The 19270-nt window shown below is 66.2% G+C and carries 19 protein-coding genes and 1 pseudogene; 11 read left to right on the top strand and 9 right to left on the bottom strand.

The features are described 5' to 3' along the window. Positions 1–65: 65 nt before the first annotated feature. Positions 66–2975, bottom strand: coding sequence for a M16 family metallopeptidase (locus FA89_RS03590; protein WP_036138286.1), 2910 nt, complete (start codon positions 2973–2975; stop codon positions 66–68). A gap of 217 nt (positions 2976–3192) precedes the next feature. Between FA89_RS03590 and FA89_RS20765 the strand changes: the two genes are divergently transcribed. Genes FA89_RS20765 through FA89_RS03625 form a run of 8 tightly spaced genes read left to right on the top strand, consistent with a single transcriptional unit; the run spans position 3193 to position 8142 of the window. Continuing rightward, positions 3193–3324: a hypothetical protein gene (locus FA89_RS20765; protein ID WP_255349630.1), complete on the top strand. Its 132-nt coding sequence runs from the start codon at positions 3193–3195 to the stop codon at positions 3322–3324. A 31-nt stretch (positions 3325–3355) separates the two neighbouring features. Further along, entirely contained in the window at positions 3356–3550 is a 195-nt protein-coding gene (locus FA89_RS03595; protein ID WP_036138289.1) for a hypothetical protein, read from the top strand. A gap of 7 nt (positions 3551–3557) precedes the next feature. Continuing rightward, entirely contained in the window at positions 3558–4022 is a 465-nt protein-coding gene (locus FA89_RS03600; RefSeq protein ID WP_036138292.1) for a tRNA (cytidine(34)-2'-O)-methyltransferase, read from the top strand. A gap of 23 nt (positions 4023–4045) precedes the next feature. After that, positions 4046–4714, top strand: a complete 669-nt coding sequence (locus tag FA89_RS03605) for a ubiquinone biosynthesis accessory factor UbiJ (protein ID WP_051938497.1) — start codon at positions 4046–4048, stop codon at positions 4712–4714. Continuing rightward, the gene (gene ubiB / locus FA89_RS03610) at positions 4711–6360 is read left to right on the top strand and encodes a ubiquinone biosynthesis regulatory protein kinase UbiB (RefSeq protein WP_036138294.1); all 1650 of its coding nucleotides are present in this window, start codon (positions 4711–4713) and stop codon (positions 6358–6360) included. Before FA89_RS03605 ends, ubiB begins: the two co-directional genes overlap by 4 nt. A 5-nt stretch (positions 6361–6365) precedes the next feature. Continuing rightward, positions 6366–7109, top strand: a complete 744-nt coding sequence (locus FA89_RS03615; protein WP_051938498.1) for a pseudouridine synthase — start codon at positions 6366–6368, stop codon at positions 7107–7109. A 14-nt stretch (positions 7110–7123) separates the two neighbouring features. Next, positions 7124–7546 carry an alternative ribosome rescue aminoacyl-tRNA hydrolase ArfB gene (arfB, locus tag FA89_RS03620; RefSeq protein WP_036138296.1) on the top strand — a complete coding sequence of 141 codons (423 nt, stop codon included), beginning with the start codon at positions 7124–7126 and terminating at the stop codon, positions 7544–7546. Beyond that, positions 7543–8142 carry a 1-acyl-sn-glycerol-3-phosphate acyltransferase gene (locus tag FA89_RS03625; RefSeq protein ID WP_240003845.1) on the top strand — a complete coding sequence of 200 codons (600 nt, stop codon included), beginning with the start codon at positions 7543–7545 and terminating at the stop codon, positions 8140–8142. The genes arfB and FA89_RS03625 overlap by 4 nt, the downstream gene beginning before the upstream one ends. Before the next feature lie 2 nt (positions 8143–8144). Here the strand turns inward: FA89_RS03625 and FA89_RS20040 are convergent, their stop codons facing one another. After that, positions 8145–8543, bottom strand: coding sequence for a hypothetical protein (locus FA89_RS20040; RefSeq protein ID WP_185754216.1), 399 nt, complete (start codon positions 8541–8543; stop codon positions 8145–8147). Between the two features lie 218 nt (positions 8544–8761). On the opposite strand from FA89_RS20040, the gene FA89_RS03630 reads away from it, so the two are divergent. Next, on the top strand, positions 8762–9223 hold the full coding sequence (locus FA89_RS03630) for a hypothetical protein (protein ID WP_036138299.1): 462 nt from the start codon (positions 8762–8764) through the stop codon (positions 9221–9223). On the opposite strand, the gene FA89_RS03635 is transcribed toward FA89_RS03630, so the two are convergent. Beyond that, on the bottom strand, positions 9224–10252 hold the full coding sequence (locus FA89_RS03635; protein WP_081916329.1) for a LysR family transcriptional regulator: 1029 nt from the start codon (positions 10250–10252) through the stop codon (positions 9224–9226). Between the two features lie 134 nt (positions 10253–10386). On the opposite strand from FA89_RS03635, the gene aceB reads away from it, so the two are divergent. Next, a complete protein-coding gene (gene aceB / locus FA89_RS03640) occupies positions 10387–11985 on the top strand; it encodes a malate synthase A (RefSeq protein ID WP_036138302.1) in 1599 nt (532 codons plus the stop codon). Positions 11986–12008: 23 nt separating this feature from the next. Continuing rightward, positions 12009–13304 (top strand): isocitrate lyase, encoded by a 1296-nt coding sequence (aceA, locus tag FA89_RS03645; RefSeq protein WP_036138304.1) that lies wholly within the window; start codon positions 12009–12011, stop codon positions 13302–13304. Positions 13305–13330: 26 nt separating this feature from the next. On the opposite strand, the gene FA89_RS03650 is transcribed toward aceA, so the two are convergent. From FA89_RS03650 to FA89_RS03670, 6 genes and pseudogenes are all read right to left on the bottom strand, one after another. Continuing rightward, on the bottom strand, positions 13331–15118 hold the full coding sequence (locus tag FA89_RS03650; protein WP_036138306.1) for a cation:proton antiporter: 1788 nt from the start codon (positions 15116–15118) through the stop codon (positions 13331–13333). Positions 15119–15362: 244 nt separating this feature from the next. Then, a pseudogene (locus tag FA89_RS03655) lies at positions 15363–15626 on the bottom strand (XVIPCD domain-containing protein); the annotation flags it as partial. Further along, entirely contained in the window at positions 15614–16291 is a 678-nt protein-coding gene (locus tag FA89_RS03660; RefSeq protein WP_343123043.1) for a peptidoglycan-binding domain-containing protein, read from the bottom strand. The gene FA89_RS03660 and the pseudogene FA89_RS03655, both read right to left, overlap by 13 nt. Positions 16292–16317: 26 nt before the next feature. Continuing rightward, positions 16318–16773: a hypothetical protein gene (locus tag FA89_RS20440; protein WP_221174275.1), complete on the bottom strand. Its 456-nt coding sequence runs from the start codon at positions 16771–16773 to the stop codon at positions 16318–16320. Positions 16774–16820: 47 nt separating this feature from the next. Then, positions 16821–17486 carry a lysozyme inhibitor LprI family protein gene (locus tag FA89_RS03665; protein WP_036138314.1) on the bottom strand — a complete coding sequence of 222 codons (666 nt, stop codon included), beginning with the start codon at positions 17484–17486 and terminating at the stop codon, positions 16821–16823. A 129-nt stretch (positions 17487–17615) separates the two neighbouring features. Next, positions 17616–19115, bottom strand: a complete 1500-nt coding sequence (locus tag FA89_RS03670; RefSeq protein ID WP_051938499.1) for a YifB family Mg chelatase-like AAA ATPase — start codon at positions 19113–19115, stop codon at positions 17616–17618. Between the last annotated feature and the right edge of the window lie 155 nt (positions 19116–19270).

Consider the following 19270-nt stretch of genomic DNA (forward strand, 5'->3'; position numbering starts at 1 on the left):
GGGGGACATGCTAGCCAAATGCCGCGAAGGGCGCGATCTGAATCGACCGCACCCTTCGCTGGGGATTACCGTGCCTTGGCCGCGGGCGGCGCCTTGGTCTTGCCCGCGCGTGCAGGTGCCGGCGCCGCGATGTCCTTCGCCGGCTGGCCGTCGGCGTCGATCACGTGCACTTCGCCGAGGTTCAATGCGCGCACGGGGGCCTCGATCTTGCGCAGGTCACCGACGATGACCCAGGTCAGGGCGTCGGGACGGATGACGGCAGCGAGCGCGGCCTCGGCCTTGGCGCGGTCGACGCCTTCGATACGCGACTTCAACGTCTGCACGTAGTCGTCCGGGCGGCCGTAGATGAGGATGCCACTGATGGCGCCCAGTACGGAGGACGTGGTCTCGAAGCTACCGGGCAACGCGCGGATGCGCTGCGCCTGGATGTTGCCGATTTCATCGGCCGTGAGCGGCTTCGGCCCGATGACAGCCTTGGCTTCCTTGAGGATTTCCGCCGCCGATTCGGCCGTCTTGTCGGTCTGCACCGGTGCGTAGAACAGCAGCGGACGCTGCCCCTGGGCATCGGAAAGCATGCTGCCCGCGCCGTACGCCCAACGTTTTTCCTCACGCAGGTTCATGTTGAGGCGCGAGGTGAACGTGCCGCCGAAGGCACCGTTGGCGATGCCCAGGTCCAGTGCGTCGGGCGCACGGGTGGAGGGCGCCAGCAGGCCGGCCAGGATCAGCGACTGCGGGGCGTCGGTGCGATTGACCAGGAAGACGCGCGGCTTCGGCTGGGCCGCCACCTGCCCGATATTCCTTGCCGGCACCGCCGTGGCGGGGGCCTGCCAGTCGCCGAAGACCGCATCCAGCCGCGGCAGGATGTCGGCGAGCGTGGTGTCGCCAGCCACCACGATGCGCACGTTGTCGGGCCGCAGGTAGTCGCGCTGGAAGGTGGCGAGGTCCGCGGCGGTGAGCGAGGCAATGGCTTTTTTGGTACCGCTGCCCGTGAACGGGATGCCGTAGGCATGGTTGGCGCCGTAGAGCAGCGGCGGCAACGTGCGCAGCGCGAGGCCGGTGGGTTCGGTTTTTTCCTGCGCGATGCCGGCCATCCACTGGCCACGTACGCGCTCGATGTCGTCCGCCTTGAACGCAGGGTTGCGCGTGATGTCGGCGAACAGCGCGAGCGAGGGCGTGAGGTCGCTGTTGAGCGCGTTCAGGCCGACGCTGCAGGTATCCAGCGAGCAACTGGACGAGACGATGGCACCCAGGCGCTCCTTGCGCCGTGCCACTTCCACCGAATCGAGCGAGCGCGTGCTTTCTTCCAGCAGCGCGGAGGTGAAGCTGGCGGTGCCGAGCTTGCGGCCCTGGTCGGCTGCGTAGCCCGCGTTGAACAGGAGCAGCACCTGGGTCACCGGTACCGTGTGGCGCTCGGCCAGCACCACCTCGATGCCGTTCTTCAGCTTGCCCCGCTGGAGCGTGGGGAAGGACAGGTCGGGGAAGGTGTCCACCGACGGCACGCCCTTGCTGCGATCGACCTGGGACGCGCCGACGGCATAGGACCGTGCCGGCGGGGTGACGGCGGTGGGGCGGCCCGGCGATGTACCCAGGCCGGTTACCGCCTTGTCCTCGGCGGCGGGATCGAAGCCGGCTGCCGCAGGCAGGATGGTCAGCGTGTAGTCGCCGCGGGTCAGCCAGGTCTTCGACGCCGCCAGCACCGACGCGGTCGTGGCGTTCTGCGCCCGCTCCAGGTCCTTCTTGTAGGCCTCCGGATCGTTACGGTAGACCTGTCCCTCGGCGAGGATCACGGCCTTGCCGCCCGAGCCGCCCACCTTCTCCAGGCCGCGGATGAATCCCGCGCGGTTGGCGACCTTGGCACGCGCCAGCTCGTCGGCCGTGGGGCCGGTGGCGAGGTAATCCTTCCATACCGATGCCACGGCCGCTTCGACCTTTGCCGGGTCCACCCCGGCCTTGACGTCGACGGTGAGCTGCACCTGGCTGGCGAGGGCGAACGGCGAGATACCGAGGCTGACATCGTCGGCGAGCTTGTCCTGGTAGACGAGACGCTGGTAAAGCCGGGATGTCTTGCCGCCGCCGAGAACCGTAGTGGCGAGATCGAGCTGCAAGGCATCGTCCGTGCCCAGCTGGGGCACGATCCACGTCCGCACGATGCGCGCCTGCGCGACCTGGTCGTGCTGGATACCGCGCGTCGAGGCCTGTAGCGGGGTGATCCACGGCTGCTGCCGGGGCACCGGCGGCCCTGCGGGGATGTCGCCGAAGTACTTCTCGGCCTTCGCCTTGGCCTGGGCCACCGTGATGTCGCCCGCCAGCACGAGGGTGGTGTTGGCTGCCCCGTAGTAGTCGTGGAACCACTGCTTGACGTCGGCCAGCGAGGCCGCGTCCAGGTCGGCCATCGAACCGATGGTGTCGTGGTGATACGGGTGATTGGCCGGATAGGTATTGACGAGGACGTTCTCGTCCACGCGGCCGTAGGGCTGGTTCTCGCCCTGGCGCTTCTCGTTCTGCACCACGCCACGCTGGGTGTCCAGTTCCTTCTGGCCGATGGCGCCGAGCAGGTGGCCCATCCGGTCGGATTCCATCCACAGCGCCATATCGAGGGCGGTGGTGGGCACGGTCTCGAAGTAATTGGTGCGGTCGAACCACGTGGTGCCGTTCATGTCGGTGGCACCGGCGCGCTCGAACGGCTGGAAATAGGTGCCCTTGCGGTTCTCCGAGCCCGAGAACATCAGGTGCTCGAACAGGTGGGCGAAGCCGGTCTTGCCGGCCGGCTCGTCGCCCGAGCCCACGTGGTACCAGATGCTGACCGCGACCACGGGCGCCTTGTGGTCTTCATGCACGACGACGGTGAGGCCGTTCGGCAACTGGAAGCGCGTGTATGCGATGTCCGGAATCGTGTCGGGCGCGGACGACGCCGCAGCGGCGGCCCCGACGAAGGAGATCAGCCCGACGGCAAGCAGGGCGAGGCGGTTCTTCATGCACGACTCCAGAGGGCCCTCGTGGCCCGGATGCACGGAGGCTAGCCCGGTCGCTCCGTCGGGCGCAATCGGTGGTGTCCGATCGTCCGCGGGTTGTCCGGTCGCGGGTGGTCGGTGTCCGCGGACAAGCGACCTGTCGGAAGCCACATGACAAACCTCATACGAATCAACTCATTGCCGACACTCAAAGGCTGGCACGGCACTTGCGTTACTAGTCATGCCCCGCCGGGCGGCTTCCTGCCCCGGCTCCTCGAAGGAACACGCCATGAAATACGAACTGATGATGCTCAACGGCCTGCTGGTCACCTCGATGTTCCTCTGCGGGTTCACGCTCTTCCAGATGGTCTGATCGCCCTACTGTTTCTGTCGGAGATACACCCATGCAACACGAACTTCTCATCCTGCGCAGCCTGCTCGTCGCTTCCATGCTCGTCTGCGGCCTGATCGTCGGCAACATGCTCACCTACACGGGTGCGCCGATCCAGCTGGCCGCCGTCGGGCAGGCCACGATCGCCCCAGCCGTCACCTGCGATGCGATGATCGCGCATGCCACCTGCGCGTCGCCGGCCGCATAATGGGGGCATGCCCCACGTCATCCTCTTCCGACCCGAAATACCGCCCAACACGGGCAACGTGATTCGCCTCTGCGCCAATACAGGCGCCGGTCTGCACCTGGTACGGCCGCTCGGCTTCGAACTCGACGACGCCCGCCTGCGTCGCGCCGGCCTGGACTACCACGAATTCGCACGGGTGGCGGTGCACGACACCCTGGACGCCTGCCTCGACGCCCTCGGCCGACCGCGTGTATTCGCGTTCTCCACGCGCGGGCAGCAACTCCATACCGAGGTGACCTTCGCCGAAGGCGATGCCCTGCTGTTCGGTTGCGAGACGGCCGGCCTGCCCGACGACGTACTGGACGCCCTTCCCGCCGGGCAGCGCGTGCGCCTGCCCATGCGTCCGGGCAACCGCAGCCTCAACCTATCCAATGCCGTGGCGGTCGCCGTGTTCGAGGTGTGGCGCCAGTCCGGCTTCGACGGCGCGGCCTGAGCCGCGCAAGCTACAATCGGGACATGACTCCCGAACGTCCCCCGGCCGACGCCGATCCTCGTCGCTTCCTGCCCCGACCGCTACGTGTGCTGGCCGGCCGTGCGATGGAGGCCGCGCTCAACCGCGCGGTCGACCTCGATCCCGACACCCGTGCCCGACTCGACGCACTCGACGGCCGCAGCGTGCAGGTGCACCTCGCCGGGCCCGAACTGGGCATCCGCATCACCGTGGAGAAAGGCCGCCTGCGCGTGGGGCCGCCCGAGGAAGGCGGCAGCCTGCGCGTCGCCGCTTCGCCGGGTAGCTTGCTGGCCATGGCGCTGCGCCGCGACGACGACGGCGTGGCGCCCGGGAAGGTGGACATCGCGGGCGATGCCGAGCTGGCGCGACGCCTGGAGCGACTCGCCCGACAGTACGCGCCTGACGTTGAGGAAGCTTTCGCGAAGACCTTCGGCGACCGGCTGGGCGTTCCGCTGGCCACCGCCCTGCGCGAGGGCCTGGCCCATGCGCGCGAGTCCGTCTCGCACCTCACCGAGGACACCGCCGACTGGCTGCGCGAGGAAGGCCGCGTAGCCGTGGCCCCGGGCGAAATGGATACCTTCCTCGACGGTGTGGATGCCGTCCGCGAACGCACGGAACGCGCCGAGGCCCGGCTTGCCCGCCTCGCCCGGACCCTCGGGGGGTCGCGCGCATGACGCCTTTCCGCCTTGCCCCGCGCCTGTTCCGCGTGGTCGCCGTGCTGTTGAAATACCAGCTGGACGAAGTGATCGAAGGCGCCCGCCTTTATCGTCCACTCAAGCTGCTGACCCCGTTGCTGCCCGGTCCGGCGGTAGACACCCGCGGTCTGTCGCGCGGCGTACGCCTCCGGCTGGCGCTGACCGAGCTGGGTCCGATCTTCGTCAAGGCCGGCCAGGTCCTGTCCACGCGGCGCGACCTGGTGCCGCCGGACATCGCGGACGACCTCGCCCTGCTCCAGGACCAGGTGCCGCCCTTCCCCGGTGCGGAAGCGCGGGCCATCGTCGAGCGTGAGCTGCGTGCGCCGGTGACCACGCTGTTCGCCGCCTTCGACGAAACCGCGCTCGCCTCCGCGTCCATCGCCCAGGTGCATGCGGCGACGCTGCACGACGGCCGTGAGGTGGTGCTGAAGGTGCTGCGTCCGGGCATCGACCGCCGCATCGCGCGCGACATCGACCTCCTGCGCTCCCTGGGCGAGCTGGCCCAGCGATGGCATCCCGCGGCCGATAAGATCCGCCCGATGGAGGTGGTAGCCGAGGTCGAGAAGATGCTCGAGAACGAGCTGGACCTGCAGCGCGAAGGCGCCAGCGCCAGCCTGCTCCGGCGCAATTTCGCCAGCGGCGTCGATCTCTACGTGCCGGAGGTCCACTGGGATTTCAGCACGCAGGGCGTGCTGACGCTCGAGCGAGTGCGTGGTGTCAGCGCCGACGACATCGTGGCGATCGACGCCGCCGGCCTCGATCGCAAGGCGCTCGCCGCCAAAGGCGTGCGCCTGTTCTACGAACAGGTGTTCCGCGACAACTTCTTCCATGCCGACGCGCACCCGGGCAACATCTGGGTCGACACCACGCGTGTGGACGAGCCGCGCTTCATCGCGCTGGACTTCGGCATCATGGGCTCCCTCCCGGAAGCCGACCAGTACTGGCTCGCCGAGAACTTCATCGCGCTGTTCGAGCGCGACTACGCCCGTATCGCGCAGTTGCACGTCGCCGCCGGCTGGATGCCCTCCCATGTTCGCGTCGACGAGCTGGAAGCCGCCGTGCGCACGGTGTGCGAGCCCTACTTCACCCGCCCGCTGTCGCAGATCTCCATCGCCGACCTGGTGGTGAAGCTGTTCCGCACCGCACAGCGTTTCGAGCTCACGCTGCAACCGCAGTTGATCCTGCTGCAGAAGACACTGCTCAACATCGAAGGCGTGGGTCGCCTGCTCGACCCGGACATCGACATCTGGGCGGTGGCGCACCCCGTGTTGCGCCGCATCCTGCGCGAGCGTTACAGCGTGCGCGCCACGCTGCGCGACGTGCGTCGGCGCCTGCCCGACTGGATCCGCACCGCGCCGCGCGCGCCGGAACTCCTGCGCGACGCCTTGCTCCAGGTCGCCAGTGGGCAGCGTCGTGACGTCGCCGACCCGCTGGCCCTCGCGGTGGCACGCGACGACGCACGGCGCATGCGCCGCCTGATCGCCTGCGGCCTGCTGGGCGCCACGCTGCTGATCTGCGGCGCACTGGTCGGCACGCTGGCGCCGCGCGGCGTGTGGCCCGGCATCGCCGCCGCGGTGGTCGGTGTGCTGGTGTTCGTCGTGGGCTGGCCACGACGGGTTCGCTGAGCGACGTGCTGGATATCCTCTACCAGGACGACGACATCGTCGCCGTCAACAAGCCGGCCAACCTTGCCGTGCACCGGTCCACCTTCGTCGGGCCGGACGATGCGTTCCTGATCGACCTGCTCCGCGAACAGGTGGACGGCCGCCTGCACCTGGCGCACCGGCTGGATCGCGCCACCTCGGGCGTGCTGCTGGTAGCGCGATCCTCCGAAGTGGCCGCGCAACTGGGCGAGCAGTTCATGGGCCGCAGCGTGCGCAAGCGATACCTCGCCGTGGTGCGTGGCTGGCCCGATCCCGAGGAAGGCACCATCGATTATCCGTTGCCGGGGTCGCGCGATACCGGGCCGCGTCGCGAGGCGAGCACCGACTATCGCCGGCTGGCCACGATCGAGGTACCCATTGCCCTCGGCCGCTATGAAGCACAGCGCTACGCCCTAATGCTCGCGGAGCCGCGCACGGGTCGCTTCCGGCAGATCCGCAAGCATTTCGCGCACATCCATCATCCGCTGGTCGGCGACAGCCAGCACGGGCGGGGCGACCACAACCGGCTGTTCCGGCAGCACTTCGCCTCGCATCGCTTGCTGCTGCACGCCACCGCGCTGGCGTTCGTGCATCCCACGGCGGTACGGCCGATGTGCATCGAGGCGCCCCTGGACGACACCTGGCTACGCCTGATCGCACGCTTCGGCTGGCAGGACGCCTACGCCTGGCCTGCCGCACTGCACGACGGGAACGGACCGGGCGGCTGCTAGAATCCGCAGCCACCATGCTCATCGTCACATCCTCCATCGCCATTCCCGACGCCGAACTGATCGAGCGCTTCACCCGCGCCGACGGCCCGGGCGGCCAGCACGTCAACCGGACGGAAAGCGCGGTCGAGCTCCGCTTCGATATCGCGTCGTCGCCGTCGTTGCCCGATGCGGTGCGCGAGCGGCTGCTGGCGCGGGGCGACCGGCGCATCACAGATGCCGGCGTACTGGTGATCCAGGCGCGCCGGTTCCGTGAGCAGGCACGCAACCGTGACGACGCCCGGGACCGCCTGGCGGAGATCGTGAGGGCGGCCACCGTGGTCGCGAAGAAACGTGTGGCGACTCGCCCTACACGTGCCTCGAAGGAGCGCCGGCTGGCGGGCAAGACCCAGCGCAGCCAGACGAAGAAGGGCCGCTCGAAAGACTGGAGCCACGATTGAGCCTTCGCCCCGTGGACGGCATCCCCGTGCTGGGGCCCCATGTCCCCACGTTGCTGGTGTCCCGCTGGATGCGTTTCTGCCGCTGGCTGATCGCGCGCAGCGGCTGGCGCGTGGTCGGTGAGTTTCCCGACCTGCCGAAGCTGATCGTCATCGGCGCGCCGCATTCGTCGTACTGGGACGGCGTCTGGGGCCTGCTGATGAAATCGGCCATGGGGCTGGATGTCGGCGTGATGATCAAGCGCGAGGTACTCAATGGCCCCTTCGGACCGATTGTGCGTCGCCTCGGCATGATCCCCATCGACCGCTCCGCCGCCGCCAACGTGGTCGACCAGATCGTCGGGCGATTTGCCACCCACGACACGATGTGGGTGGCGATCGCGCCGGAAGGCACGCGTAAACCGGTGACGCAGTGGAAATCCGGATTCCTGCGCATTGCCCACGCGAGTGGCGTGCCTATCCAGCCGGTCTTCATCGACTACCCGAGCCGGAGCTTCACGCTTGGTCCGCTGGTGCATGCCACGGGGGACATGGAGGCGGACATGACGAGTATTCGCCGCCTGTTCGTGGGTTATCGTGGGAAGCACCGCGGGGCCTGAGGTCAGCCCAGGCCGCGCGAATGACGCACGGTGTACTCCGTGGGCCGCGGCAAATCGTTTTTAACAACGATGCGATAGCTTCCGGGGCCGAGGCGAGGAATATGCGGCGCATATCCTTGGGCGATGCTGCGCCACTTGCCTTTTTCGAACTGCTGGATGGAAACCGTCACAAGCCCAGTCGATGACGATGAAAAGGGACCTGTGCAGGTGGTTTTCCACGTGAACACCTGCGCCTCTTCATGAGCACCCAGGCGTCCACTCAAGGTCGTTTGCGGCAATTGGCCGATGCATCGGCCCGGGAAGCGAAACGGTGCGGCATGTAATGGCACGGTGTACGCCGCCAGAATGACCGCGGCGGCTCCGATGCAGCAACAAATACGACGACGTTCGACACGGTTCATGAGCCAATTCCAGTAAGGGCGGTAATGCCGTCCGGAACATTAAAGGCTCGTCGATCGGGCATTCTGTCGGTGAACACGCCATTGCTCGTAAGACACACGACTGCCTTTCCTGCCTACAGCAGAGCAGCACTGCCCGACCTGATAACGATAGGCGGGCCTGCATTTTCCTCGGCAACGCAATGACACGCTCAGGAAAGCGAATTGTCGACAGCGGACCCATGAGAACGAACAGCGCGGTCAGGACACCTGCAAAGTTCAGTGCCGGCTGGCGGCTTGAGCGGGTACGAAGCAACGAATTCGGCTACCAGGACACACCCATCGAAGGTGGCGTGGCCGCCGATGTCGCGAGAACCCTTCCGGTGGCACTCAAGCGTCAGCTAGCCGCCGTCAACATGCGTTCGATCAATCCGGTCGAGCTGAGTCGCCTTTCGGGAAGGCTTCACCACATGGGCTATTTATCTCATGACGCGTGGTCGCAACTCGGCGAATTTCAGGTCGACTACCGGTCTCCCATCGACCCTACCGCACTCACCAAAGAGGCGCTCAGGACCATACGCGGCGTGGACGATGCGAAATACGCGCTCGCCATCCGCCAATATGAAGCGGGGATCGCTGCGGCGCAAAGCCTCACGGAACTCACAGATTATCTAAGAAGCCACTCGGTCGATCTCTACGCCTGATCAGCGACCCGAGTGTCCCGACTCGTCGTAATCCCGGTGCGTCAGCAAGCCCGGCCGGATGAGATCGATGAAGGCGCGAGCCTCGGGGCTGAGGAACTTGCCCTTGCGCATCACCACGCCATAACTGCTCTGCGGAAAATACTGTCGAAGGTTGCGCACGGCGAGCGTTTCGCGATCCGCCTCGGTGATGCAGATGCCGGTGACGATCGAGATACCGAGTCCCATCGCCACGTACTGCTTGATCACATCCCAGCCGCCCACCTCGATCGCCACCGTGTAAGGCACATGGCGCTGCTGGAACACCATGTCGACCAACCGGAACGTGGTCAGGCGCTGCGGCGGAAGGATCAGTCCGTAGGGCGAGAGGTCTTCCAGGCGGATGTCCTGCTTCGCTGCCAGCGGGTGGTCCGGCGGCATGATCAGCATGGGGTCGTAGTGGTACACCGGCGCCCAGGCGATGTCGTTGGGCACGTCGAGCATCGAGCCGATGGCGATGTCTGCCTCGTCCGCCCGCAGCAGGGCCAGGCCGTCCTTGCCCGTCACGTTGGCCAGTTGGAGATGCACCGAGGGGTAGCGTTCGCGGTAGGCCTTGACCAGCTCGGGCAGCAGGTACTGGATGGTGGACGATCCCGCGGCCACCGTCAGCTTGCCGCTGTGGGTAGTGCGCGTCTTGGCCTGGAACTCACGATCGAGGTTCTCGAAGCCCTCCACGAGGGGCCGGGCCATGGCGTAGAGCGCTTCCCCCGCGTCGGTCAGTGTGACGCGACGGCGGGTGCGCTCCAGTAGGGGCATGCCGAGTTCGCGCTCCAGCGCCTTGAGTTGGAGGCTCACCGAGGGCTGGGACAGGAACAGGGCCTCGGCGGCGCGACTCAGCGTTCCCAGGCGAATCGTATAGACGAAGGCACGCAGCTGCTTGAGTCGGTTGCCCTTGTAGTAAAAGCGCGCAGGCGTATCGATCCCTGGGAAAGAGTCTGCCTCCACAGCGCTACCCTTCCTCTTCCTAGACCGTACCGGCAGTTTCTTAGTCATATTTTATCTTTCAAACCATCAGCTTAAATATTTCATTAACTTTGTTAATAGATATATTTGAAACATATGCTTTGTCAACATCGTATCCGCAGGACTAGCGTGGCTTCCACCCCCGCTATCCCGAGGCACGACCCATGGCTGTTCCCGAAAGCGCGATCGATAGCCGAGGCGGCATGCGGTTCGACCCTGCCGCGAATGCCTACGACGACATCCTGACCCCGGAAGCCGTCGCCTTCGTCGCCGACCTGCACCGGCGCTTCGACGGCAGGCGACTGGCCCTGCTGGCCGAGCGCAGCGCACGGCAGCAGCGCTACGACGCCGGGGAGCTGCCGGATTTCCGGTCCGACACGGCCGCCATTCGCGAAGGGGACTGGCGCATCGGGGCCATTCCGGCGGTGCTGCAGGATCGACGGGTGGAGATCACCGGCCCGGTGGAACGGAAGATGATCATCAACGCGCTCAATTCCGGCGCGAAGGTGTTCATGGCGGACTTCGAGGATTCGAGCGCGCCCACCTGGACCAACCAGATGGATGGTCAGCGCAACCTGCGTGACGCCGTGGACGGCAGCATCGCGTTCACCAGCGCCGACGGCAAGGTGTACCGCCTGGGCAACGATCCCGCGGTGCTGATGGTCAGGCCGCGCGGCTGGCACCTGCCCGAGCGCCACGCCGAGGTCGATGGCGATGTGGTCAGCGGCGCGCTGGTGGATTTCGGCCTGTTCGCGTTCCACAACGCCCGAACGTTGCACGAGAACGACCGCGGCCCGTATTTCTACCTGCCCAAGCTGCAAAGCATGGAGGAAGCCGCGCTGTGGGAATCGGTGATGACCCACGCCGAGGATCGCCTCGGGCTGCCGCATGGCGCCATGAAGGCCACCGTGCTGATCGAGACGCTACCCGCCGCCTTCCAGATGGACGAAATCCTGCATGCCTTGCGCAGCCGCATCGTTGGACTGAATTGCGGCCGCTGGGACTACATCTTTTCTTACCTGAAGACCTTCCGCGCGCATGGCGACCGCCTGCTACCGGACCGCGGCCAGGTGACCATGACCGTGCCGTTCCTCAAGGCCTATTCGGAGTTGCTGATCCGCACCTGTCACAGGCGTGGCGCCTTCGCGATGGGCGGCATGGCCGCGCAGATTCCGATCCGGGGTGACGACGACGCCAATGAAGCCGCCATGGCCAAAGTGCGCGCGGACAAGCTTCGCGAGGTGACCGCCGGCCACGACGGCACCTGGGTCGCACATCCGGCGCTCGTGCCGGTGGCGCAGGCGATCTTCGATGCGCACATGCCCACGCCGAACCAGCTGCATGTCTCCCGCGATGATGTCTCGGTGTCGAGGGAACAGCTGATCGTACCCGCGATCGGCACCGTGACACGCACGGGTTTCGACAACAACGTGGAAGTGTGCCTGCGCTATACCGCGGCATGGCTGGACGGCCAGGGTTGCGTGCCCATCCATCACCTCATGGAAGACGCCGCCACGGCGGAAATTGCCCGGGCGCAGTTGTGGCAGTGGCTGCATCACGGCCCGCTGGCCTTCAGCGACGACGCGCATATCGATGTCGCCCTGTTTGATCACGCGCTGGCCGCGCACGCCCATCGCCTGCGCGACAGCACGCTGCCCGGCGCCTCGCGCGCCGACGATGCGGCTGCACTCATAAGCGCACTCACCCATGCCGATACGTTACGCGACTTCCTCACCCTGCCCGCCTACGAATACCTGGCCTGACCGAACTCCAAGGAATCCGAACGATGAAGACGCACAACGCCGAGCACATCACCCTGGACTGGACGAACAACGATCGCTGGCAGGGTATCGAACGGCCCTACACCGCCGACGACGTGGTGAAACTGCGCGGCACGATCCAGGTGGAACACACGCTGGCGCGCCACGGCGCCGAACGCCTGTGGCACGCGCTCCACGAGCGGCCTTATGTCAACGCGCTGGGTGCGCTCACGGGCAATCAGGCCATGCAACAGGTCAAGGCCGGCCTGCAGGCGATCTATCTGTCCGGTTGGCAGGTCGCGGCCGATGCCAACACGGCTGGCTCGATGTATCCGGACCAGTCGCTGTATCCGGTGGACTCGGTGCCCAACGTGGTGCGTAAGATCAACAAGACCCTGCTACGCGCGGACCAGATCCACCACGCGGAAGGCCGGCACGGCATCGACTGGCTGGTGCCGATTGTCGCGGATGCCGAGGCGGGCTTCGGCGGCGTGCTCAATGCCTATGAGTTGATGACCCACATGATCGAAGCCGGCGCGGCTGGCGTGCACTTCGAGGATCAGCTGGCCAGTGCCAAGAAGTGCGGCCACATGGGTGGCAAGGTGCTGGTGCCGACGCAGGAGGCCGTGCAGAAACTGATCGCCGCACGACTGGCCGCGGATGTGGCCGGCGTGCCGACGCTGATCGTGGCGCGCACCGATGCGATGGGTGCCGCGCTGGTCACGTCCGACGTGGACGACCACGACAAGCCGTTCCTGACCGGCAAGCGCACGGTGGAGGGATTCTACGAAGCCAGACAAGGTATCGACCAGGCGATCAGCCGCGGGCTCGCGTATGCGCCTTATGCCGACCTGCTCTGGTGCGAGACCTCCACGCCGGACATGGACGAGGCGCGGCGCTTTGCCGAAGCCATCCATGCGCGCTTCCCCGGTAAAAAGCTTGCCTACAACTGCTCGCCCAGCTTCAACTGGAAGAAGAACCTCGACGAGGACACCATCGCCACCTTCCAGCAGAAGCTGGGGGAACTGGGCTACGCGTTCCAGTTCATCACCCTGGCCGGCTTCCATGCACTCAACCACTCGATGTTCCAGCTGGCGCGCGGTTATCGCGATCGCCAGATGGCCGCCTACGTCGAACTGCAGGAAGCAGAGTTCGCGGCCGAGAAGGACGGCTATACGGCCGCTCGCCATCAGCGGGAAGTAGGCACCGGTTACTTCGACACGGTCAACCAGGTGATCGCGGGATCGCTCAGCTCATTGTCGGCGCTGAGTGGGTCCACCGAGGAACACCAGTTCCATCCGGCGTCGGCCTCGGCGGCTTGAGGAATGAGGGGGCGCCCAGCAACGGGTCAGCGCGGCGGCGGCACCAGCGCGATCACCGTCCAGCCGGGGCGAGGCTCGAGCGAGTGCTTGCCGGACGCGATCCGCAGGTCACCCCTCTCTTCCACGCCGAACAGCGGCACGGTACGCGAGCCGTATTCCTCGATGAAGTGCGGCCAGTCGAAGGTCTCGGTCAGCCGTGTGGACTTGATCCGCCACCCCTCGTGCAGCAGCTCGGCGAACCGCGCATGGGTCATGTCCTCGGCAAACAGCGCCGTGGCGACCAGGCTGCCGGCAAGGGACGCGCGACCATGGCTTTCCTCGATCGACAGGTTGCGCAAGCGGAACACCTTGTCGCGGCCGAATTCCTCGCGGTAGTGCACGCTGGCCAGCGAATTGAGCTCGCGATGCGTCGACACCGCCAGCAGGTGGCCGATGCCCGCCAGGTCGAGGTTGCGGTCCGCCGCCTGCGACGAAGGGTTACCGAAGAAGGTGGACAGCCCCGCCATGCGCGCCGTGCGAATACCGTTCCAGTCGTCATCGGCCACCACGACACGCAGCCCCTCGATGGCGGCAAGCGAGCGAGCGATCTCCAGGGCCACGATGTCGGACCCGTAGATCAACACGCCGCGCGGCTCCGGGTCGGCGACCTTGAGCCAGCGCGCCAGCGGACGGGCCGTGGCGCTCTGGAATACCACCGTGCCAATGATCATGAGGAACACCAGCGGCACCATCTTGTCCGCACCGGCCATCCCTGCCTTTTCCAGGCGAATGGCGAACAGAGCCGACACCGACGCCGCGACGATGCCCCGCGGCGCCACCCAGGCGATCAACGCCCGTTCGCGCCACGACAATCCGCTCCCCAGGCTGGCCAGGAACACGGAGAACGGCCGGATGAAAAGCTGCGCGACGAAGAAGATCAGCACGCCACCCAGCAGCGCGCCGTCGGGCAGCGGCCAGTCGAGCCGCGCCGCCAGCAGGATGAACAGCATCGAGACCAGCAGCGTGGTCAGGTGCTCCTTGAAATCCATGATGTCGTCGATGTGCACATCGCGCATGTTGCCCAGCGCGATGCCCATGATCGTCACCGCCAACAGTCCCGATTCGTGCGCGAACGTGTTGGACAGGGTGAACGCGGCGAGCACGGCGGCCAGCGTGCCGAAGTTCTGCAGGTACTCGGGTATCCAGTGGCGCCGCAGCAGCGTGCCATGGATCAGCGCGGACAAGCCACCCACGATCGCGCCGCACGCGATGGTGCCGAGGAAGACCTGAATGGAGTGGCCCTCGCGGTGCGACACGATCGCCTCGTACACCAGCACGGCGAACAGCGCGCCGATCGGGTCGATGACGATGCCCTCCCAGCGCAGGATATTGGCGATCCGCGCATTGGGCCGTACCGTGCGCAGCATGGGCGCGATGACGGTCGGCCCGGTGACGCAGGTAAGCGCGCCGAACAGCAGCGCCAGCTCCCAGCTGAGCCCGCCGATCCAGTGCGCCGCCGCGGCCAGCAGTAGCAAGGCGATGACCGCGCCATAGCTGACCAGCCCGCGGACGGCGCTCCCGATGCCCTTCAGTTCGCTGAAGCGCAGGGTGAGGCTACCCTCGAACAGGATCACGGCCACCGCCAGCGACACCACGGGGAACAGCAGGTCGCCCATGACCTTGTCCGGCTTGAGCAGCCCGGTCACCGGCCCGGCCAGGATGCCGGCCAGGAGCAGGAACAGGATCGCTGGCAGGCGCACCCGCCAAGCCACCCACTGGCATAGGAAGCCGATGCCGAGCATCAATGTCAGCAGGATGCCGAGTTCGAGTCCCATGTGATTCCCTGTGCCTTGGAAAGAAAAAACGGCCAACGCTGAAGGCGGGCCGTTAAAGAAGAGCATAGGGAATCGTTGGTGAAGATAAAGGCCGGGCCCCGGTGCTGGAGCGGGGGGAGGGAGGGGTTCCAGCACCGGAGCGGGGCAAGCGGCTCATTAGAGAACCGCCTGGTACAGAATTATCCGCGCGGCCGCGGCATTCGTCAACTGGTCAGTACATGAAATAAGTTTAAGGTGGTGTCGCCTACATGCCCGGTGCCACGGCCGGCTGGCGGGCCGCTTGCTGTTCGGTCTGCTCTTGCGGAGCGGCAAGCCCCGGCGCCTGGCCTTGCCTCGCATTCGCCTCCTCGAATGCCTGTGTGCTCCGGGCAAGCGGGGTATTGACTGCCTGCGCTGTCTCCACCTCCGCAACACGCCTGAAAGGCGAGTTCAGCTCGCCCTGGATGGCCCATGCGCGGGTGCCATCCTCACTCAGAACCACCTGGTCGATACGACTCAAGCCTTCCGCTTGACCCTTCGCGACGAGCGAGCCGGCAAAGTTCGCACTTTGCTGGTCGGGGTGCGCCCGTGTGCTTCATCGACGCGATGGACCGCCGCCAGGGCCTGCGTATACATCGCGTTGCCGGCGTGGCCGGGTTGGTCCATGGTGGCGGCCTGCATGTCGTTGCCCGCTACCGTGCTGCGTAGCGCGCTGGCCGCCCCCAAGGCGCCCAGGGTGTCCTTGCCTGCAACACCGTCGGCTGACAGAGCGTGATCGCGCTGGAACGCTTCGACGGCATGGCGCGTTGCCGGCCCGAAGTCGCCATCCGCATGCAGTGGGCGGCCCTGGGCGTCCTTGTAGCCTAGCGTGCTCAACGCAGTTTGCATGGCACGGACGTCGGCGTCATCGTGCATGCCCTCGCGCAGGGTTGCGTCCCGTACGGTCCCTGACGATGACGGAACAGGGGCGGCAGGCGCGCTGGGTAGCGGCTGACTCTGGCCGGTGCCGAGGTGCATAGCCGTCAGTGCGTTTTCAAGCCGTGTTTCGCGATTGGCCACCGAGGTAGGATGGTCCACACCATAGCGCGTCGCGTTGATGAACGTCTGGATGTCTTCGCGCGTGATCGTGTCGCCATGCAGTTGCACTGTTCCGCCTGGAAGCGTTACCGGGTTGCCTTCCAGGTATGCGAGCATCGAATTCTTCGGCACCGCTGCGTTGTCTATGCCGCTGATGGTGAACTGGTTGTCGTAGTCGGCAAGGGCCAGCTGCAACGCCGGGTCGGCCGCAATGGCGTTACCCACGGCGGGGTTCTTCTGCTGGACTCGATCGACGACATCGCTGACGCGACTGGCGGCCACATCGAGCTGCGAATTGGTGAATGCATCGAGCCTTGCCTGCGGAATCGCCTGGAGCTGGGCGTTCGGCCGGAAAGCTCCTGCTGGCTGAGCCCACCATGCTGCGACAGGGCCTGAATCTGCTGCTGCGAAAACCCGTTTTCGCGCAGGAAATCCTGGACGCCACCATGGTCGGTGCGTACATCAAACTGCAGCATGCCAAATGAATAAGAACTCTTGTCGCCGCCTGCATAGCTGAAGGTATTGAGTGCCGACGCGTTATTGCCGTTCTCAGTGGAGAACAGCATGGTGCGCAGCTGGTCGGTGGTCATGTCCGTCATGATCGTAACTCCTGATGCTCGATGAATCGGTGGATGGAACGGGTTCGTCAGCCTCCGAAACACTGACTGTTGGTAAACTCACGCAAGGCTGTTGCTGAGTCGTCGGTCGACGGTTCCAGTGCAAAGTGGCCGACCATCTCGTCATTGCAGATGCGCACACGCTGGCGCGCGGAACCGGTCTGCAGCGTACAGAGGGCACCATAACTGTGATTGCCACCGGACGTACCGCTGGGCAGGTCGATAAGTCTGTCGCACCCGAGGATCCGACCGGGCTTCTTGTTCTCCGCCAACGACTTGTTGAACTCATCCACGCGAGCCCCCGTATCACGCATCGTAATGACGCTGCGGCACGATTTTCCCTCGGGAATGTCGCACTTCGATGTATCGGCGATGTACTTGTCGTTCGTGGACAGCATGGCGATACGAGCCTCGTAGGCACGCGTGAGGCATGTGCCATCCGTGCATACGTCGCGCACGTACCGATTCCAGTGACGCTGTTCGGTGACGAGCGTTGGCTTGCTCGAAGGCGCGGCGGCCGCCATCGCGTCCTTATAGGCTTGCTGAAGCCGTGTATCGAGACTGGACAGGGCGCTGTCGGCACAAATCGTCTTCTCGGTCGGTGTGCTGGCCTTCGCGCAGTCAAAACTGGCGGCAAAGCACGTCGGTGAGACCATGACCAGGGTGGCGAGGGCAAGCCAGTGGATGCGACGCATGTTTTCTCCTTGGAGCATCAGATACGACGGCTCATGCCGACGGGCAAGCAAGCGGCGGAGCATACCTGCTTGCGTCGTAGTAATAAGCGAAACCGGACATAAGACATGGCGTCTGCCGGATCAACTTTTTCAAAAGCGCCGGTAATGCAGCGCCTCGGCCAGGTGCGACTGCTCCACACACCCCGCCCCGCCCTCCATGTCAGCAATGGTCCGGGCCACCCGCAGTATCCGGTGATACGCCCGCGCAGACGCCCCCATCCTGTCCAGGGTTTCCTGCAGCCATTCTCGCTCCGCCGACGGCAGGGCGCAGTCGCGCTCCAGGTTGACGACGCTCAGTTCGGCGTTGGCTTGCCCGGCACGCAGCAACGCTTTCTCCCGCGCGTTGATGACCCGCTTGCGAACCGTGGCGCTGTCGTCGTCTCGTGGACCACGCATGCCCGCGAACTCCGCGATGGGCACGCGGGGTACTTCCACGCAGAGGTCGATGCGATCCATCAACGGACCGGAGATGCGCCCGCGATACCGATGGATCTGGTCGGGCGTGCAACGGCAGGCATGCAGCGGATCGCCGGAGTAACCGCAGGGGCACGGGTTCATGGCGGCGACGAGCTGGAACTCGGCGGGGAACGTGGACTGGCGTGCCGCCCGCGAGATGACGATCTGTCCGGACTCCAGCGGCTCGCGCAGCACCTCCAGCACCTGCCGGCTGAATTCGGGCAGCTCGTCCAGGAACAGCACGCCGTTGTGTGCCAGCGAGATCTCACCCGGCCGCGGGCTGGAGCCGCCGCCGACCAGGGCAACGCCCGAGGCGGTGTGGTGCGGTGCCCGGAAAGGCCGCCGGCGCCAGCAGGCCGGATCGATGGCTTCGCCGGACAGCGAACGGATGGCACAGCTTTCCAGCGCCTCCGATTCGGTCATGGGCGGCAAGATGCCCGGCAGCCGTTCGGCCAGCATGGTCTTGCCCGTGCCCGGCGGACCGATCAGCAGGATGTGGTGGCCGCCAGCCGCGGCGATCTCCAGCGCCCGGCGTGCCTGGTACTGGCCCCGGAGGTCGCGCATATCCGGGCCGCAGGCGGGCTGGTCGTGGAAATCCGCGGCCGCCGGACTGACGAGCTCCCCCTGGCCGCGCAACCAGGCACAGACCTCGGCAAGACTGCCGGCGAGCAGCACGTCGCCCTCGCCGATGAGGGCCGCCTCGGCGGCATTGGCCAGCGGCACCACGATGCGACGACCGCTGCGCCGGGCCCGGATCAGCGCCGGCAGGATGCCCGGGACGGCCCGCAACTCGCCGGAGAGCGCCAGCTCGCCCAGGAATTCGCAGTCGTCCAGGCGTTCCCGCGGCACCTGCGAGCCCGCGGCGAGGATGCCCAGCGCGATGGCCAGGTCGAACCGGCCGCCGTCCTTGGGCAGTTCGGCGGGCGCGAGGTTCACGGTGACCCGGCGACTGGGGTACTCGAAATCGGTGTTCTGGATGGCCACGCGCACGCGGTCGCGCGCTTCCCGTACGGCGGCCTCGGGGAGCCCGACGATGGAGGTGGACGGCAGTCCGCCGGAGAGGTGCACCTCGACGATCACCTGTGGCGCGGTAACGCCCTCCTGCGCGCGCGATAAGGTGACGGCGAGGCTCATGACGAGGGATATCGTAACCGGTTACGCAAACCGGCGGGAGGCGAACGTCTGCGATCCTGTAGGGATCCGGCGCTCATTTACCTCTCCTTTTGCCCGGCGTGGGAAAATAACCGCCCCCGACCGCTCTCGGGGTGAGGGTGACGGATCAGGGGCGG

Source organism: Luteibacter sp. 9135 (assembly GCF_000745005.1).
GTDB lineage: Bacteria > Pseudomonadota > Gammaproteobacteria > Xanthomonadales > Rhodanobacteraceae > Luteibacter.

Excerpts from the sequence above, each read along its gene's own strand:
- FA89_RS20440 (WP_221174275.1), bottom strand. The coding sequence starts at position 16,773 with ATGACGGACATGACCACCGACCAGCTGCGCACCATGCTGTTCTCCACT.
- FA89_RS03600 (WP_036138292.1), top strand. The coding sequence starts at position 3,558 with ATGCCCCACGTCATCCTCTTCCGACCCGAAATACCGCCCAACACGGGC.
- aceA (WP_036138304.1), top strand. The coding sequence starts at position 12,009 with ATGAAGACGCACAACGCCGAGCACATCACCCTGGACTGGACGAACAAC.
- FA89_RS03630 (WP_036138299.1), top strand. The coding sequence starts at position 8,762 with ATGAGAACGAACAGCGCGGTCAGGACACCTGCAAAGTTCAGTGCCGGC.
- FA89_RS20040 (WP_185754216.1), bottom strand. The coding sequence starts at position 8,543 with ATGAACCGTGTCGAACGTCGTCGTATTTGTTGCTGCATCGGAGCCGCC.
- FA89_RS03605 (WP_051938497.1), top strand. The coding sequence starts at position 4,046 with ATGACTCCCGAACGTCCCCCGGCCGACGCCGATCCTCGTCGCTTCCTG.
- FA89_RS20765 (WP_255349630.1), top strand. The coding sequence starts at position 3,193 with ATGCCCCGCCGGGCGGCTTCCTGCCCCGGCTCCTCGAAGGAACACGCC.
- FA89_RS03665 (WP_036138314.1), bottom strand. The coding sequence starts at position 17,486 with ATGCGTCGCATCCACTGGCTTGCCCTCGCCACCCTGGTCATGGTCTCA.
- arfB (WP_036138296.1), top strand. The coding sequence starts at position 7,124 with ATGCTCATCGTCACATCCTCCATCGCCATTCCCGACGCCGAACTGATC.
- FA89_RS03595 (WP_036138289.1), top strand. The coding sequence starts at position 3,356 with ATGCAACACGAACTTCTCATCCTGCGCAGCCTGCTCGTCGCTTCCATG.
- FA89_RS03670 (WP_051938499.1), bottom strand. The coding sequence starts at position 19,115 with ATGAGCCTCGCCGTCACCTTATCGCGCGCGCAGGAGGGCGTTACCGCG.
- FA89_RS03635 (WP_081916329.1), bottom strand. The coding sequence starts at position 10,252 with ATGACTAAGAAACTGCCGGTACGGTCTAGGAAGAGGAAGGGTAGCGCT.
- ubiB (WP_036138294.1), top strand. The coding sequence starts at position 4,711 with ATGACGCCTTTCCGCCTTGCCCCGCGCCTGTTCCGCGTGGTCGCCGTG.
- FA89_RS03590 (WP_036138286.1), bottom strand. The coding sequence starts at position 2,975 with ATGAAGAACCGCCTCGCCCTGCTTGCCGTCGGGCTGATCTCCTTCGTC.
- FA89_RS03650 (WP_036138306.1), bottom strand. The coding sequence starts at position 15,118 with ATGGGACTCGAACTCGGCATCCTGCTGACATTGATGCTCGGCATCGGC.
- aceB (WP_036138302.1), top strand. The coding sequence starts at position 10,387 with ATGGCTGTTCCCGAAAGCGCGATCGATAGCCGAGGCGGCATGCGGTTC.
- FA89_RS03660 (WP_343123043.1), bottom strand. The coding sequence starts at position 16,291 with ATGCTCGCATACCTGGAAGGCAACCCGGTAACGCTTCCAGGCGGAACA.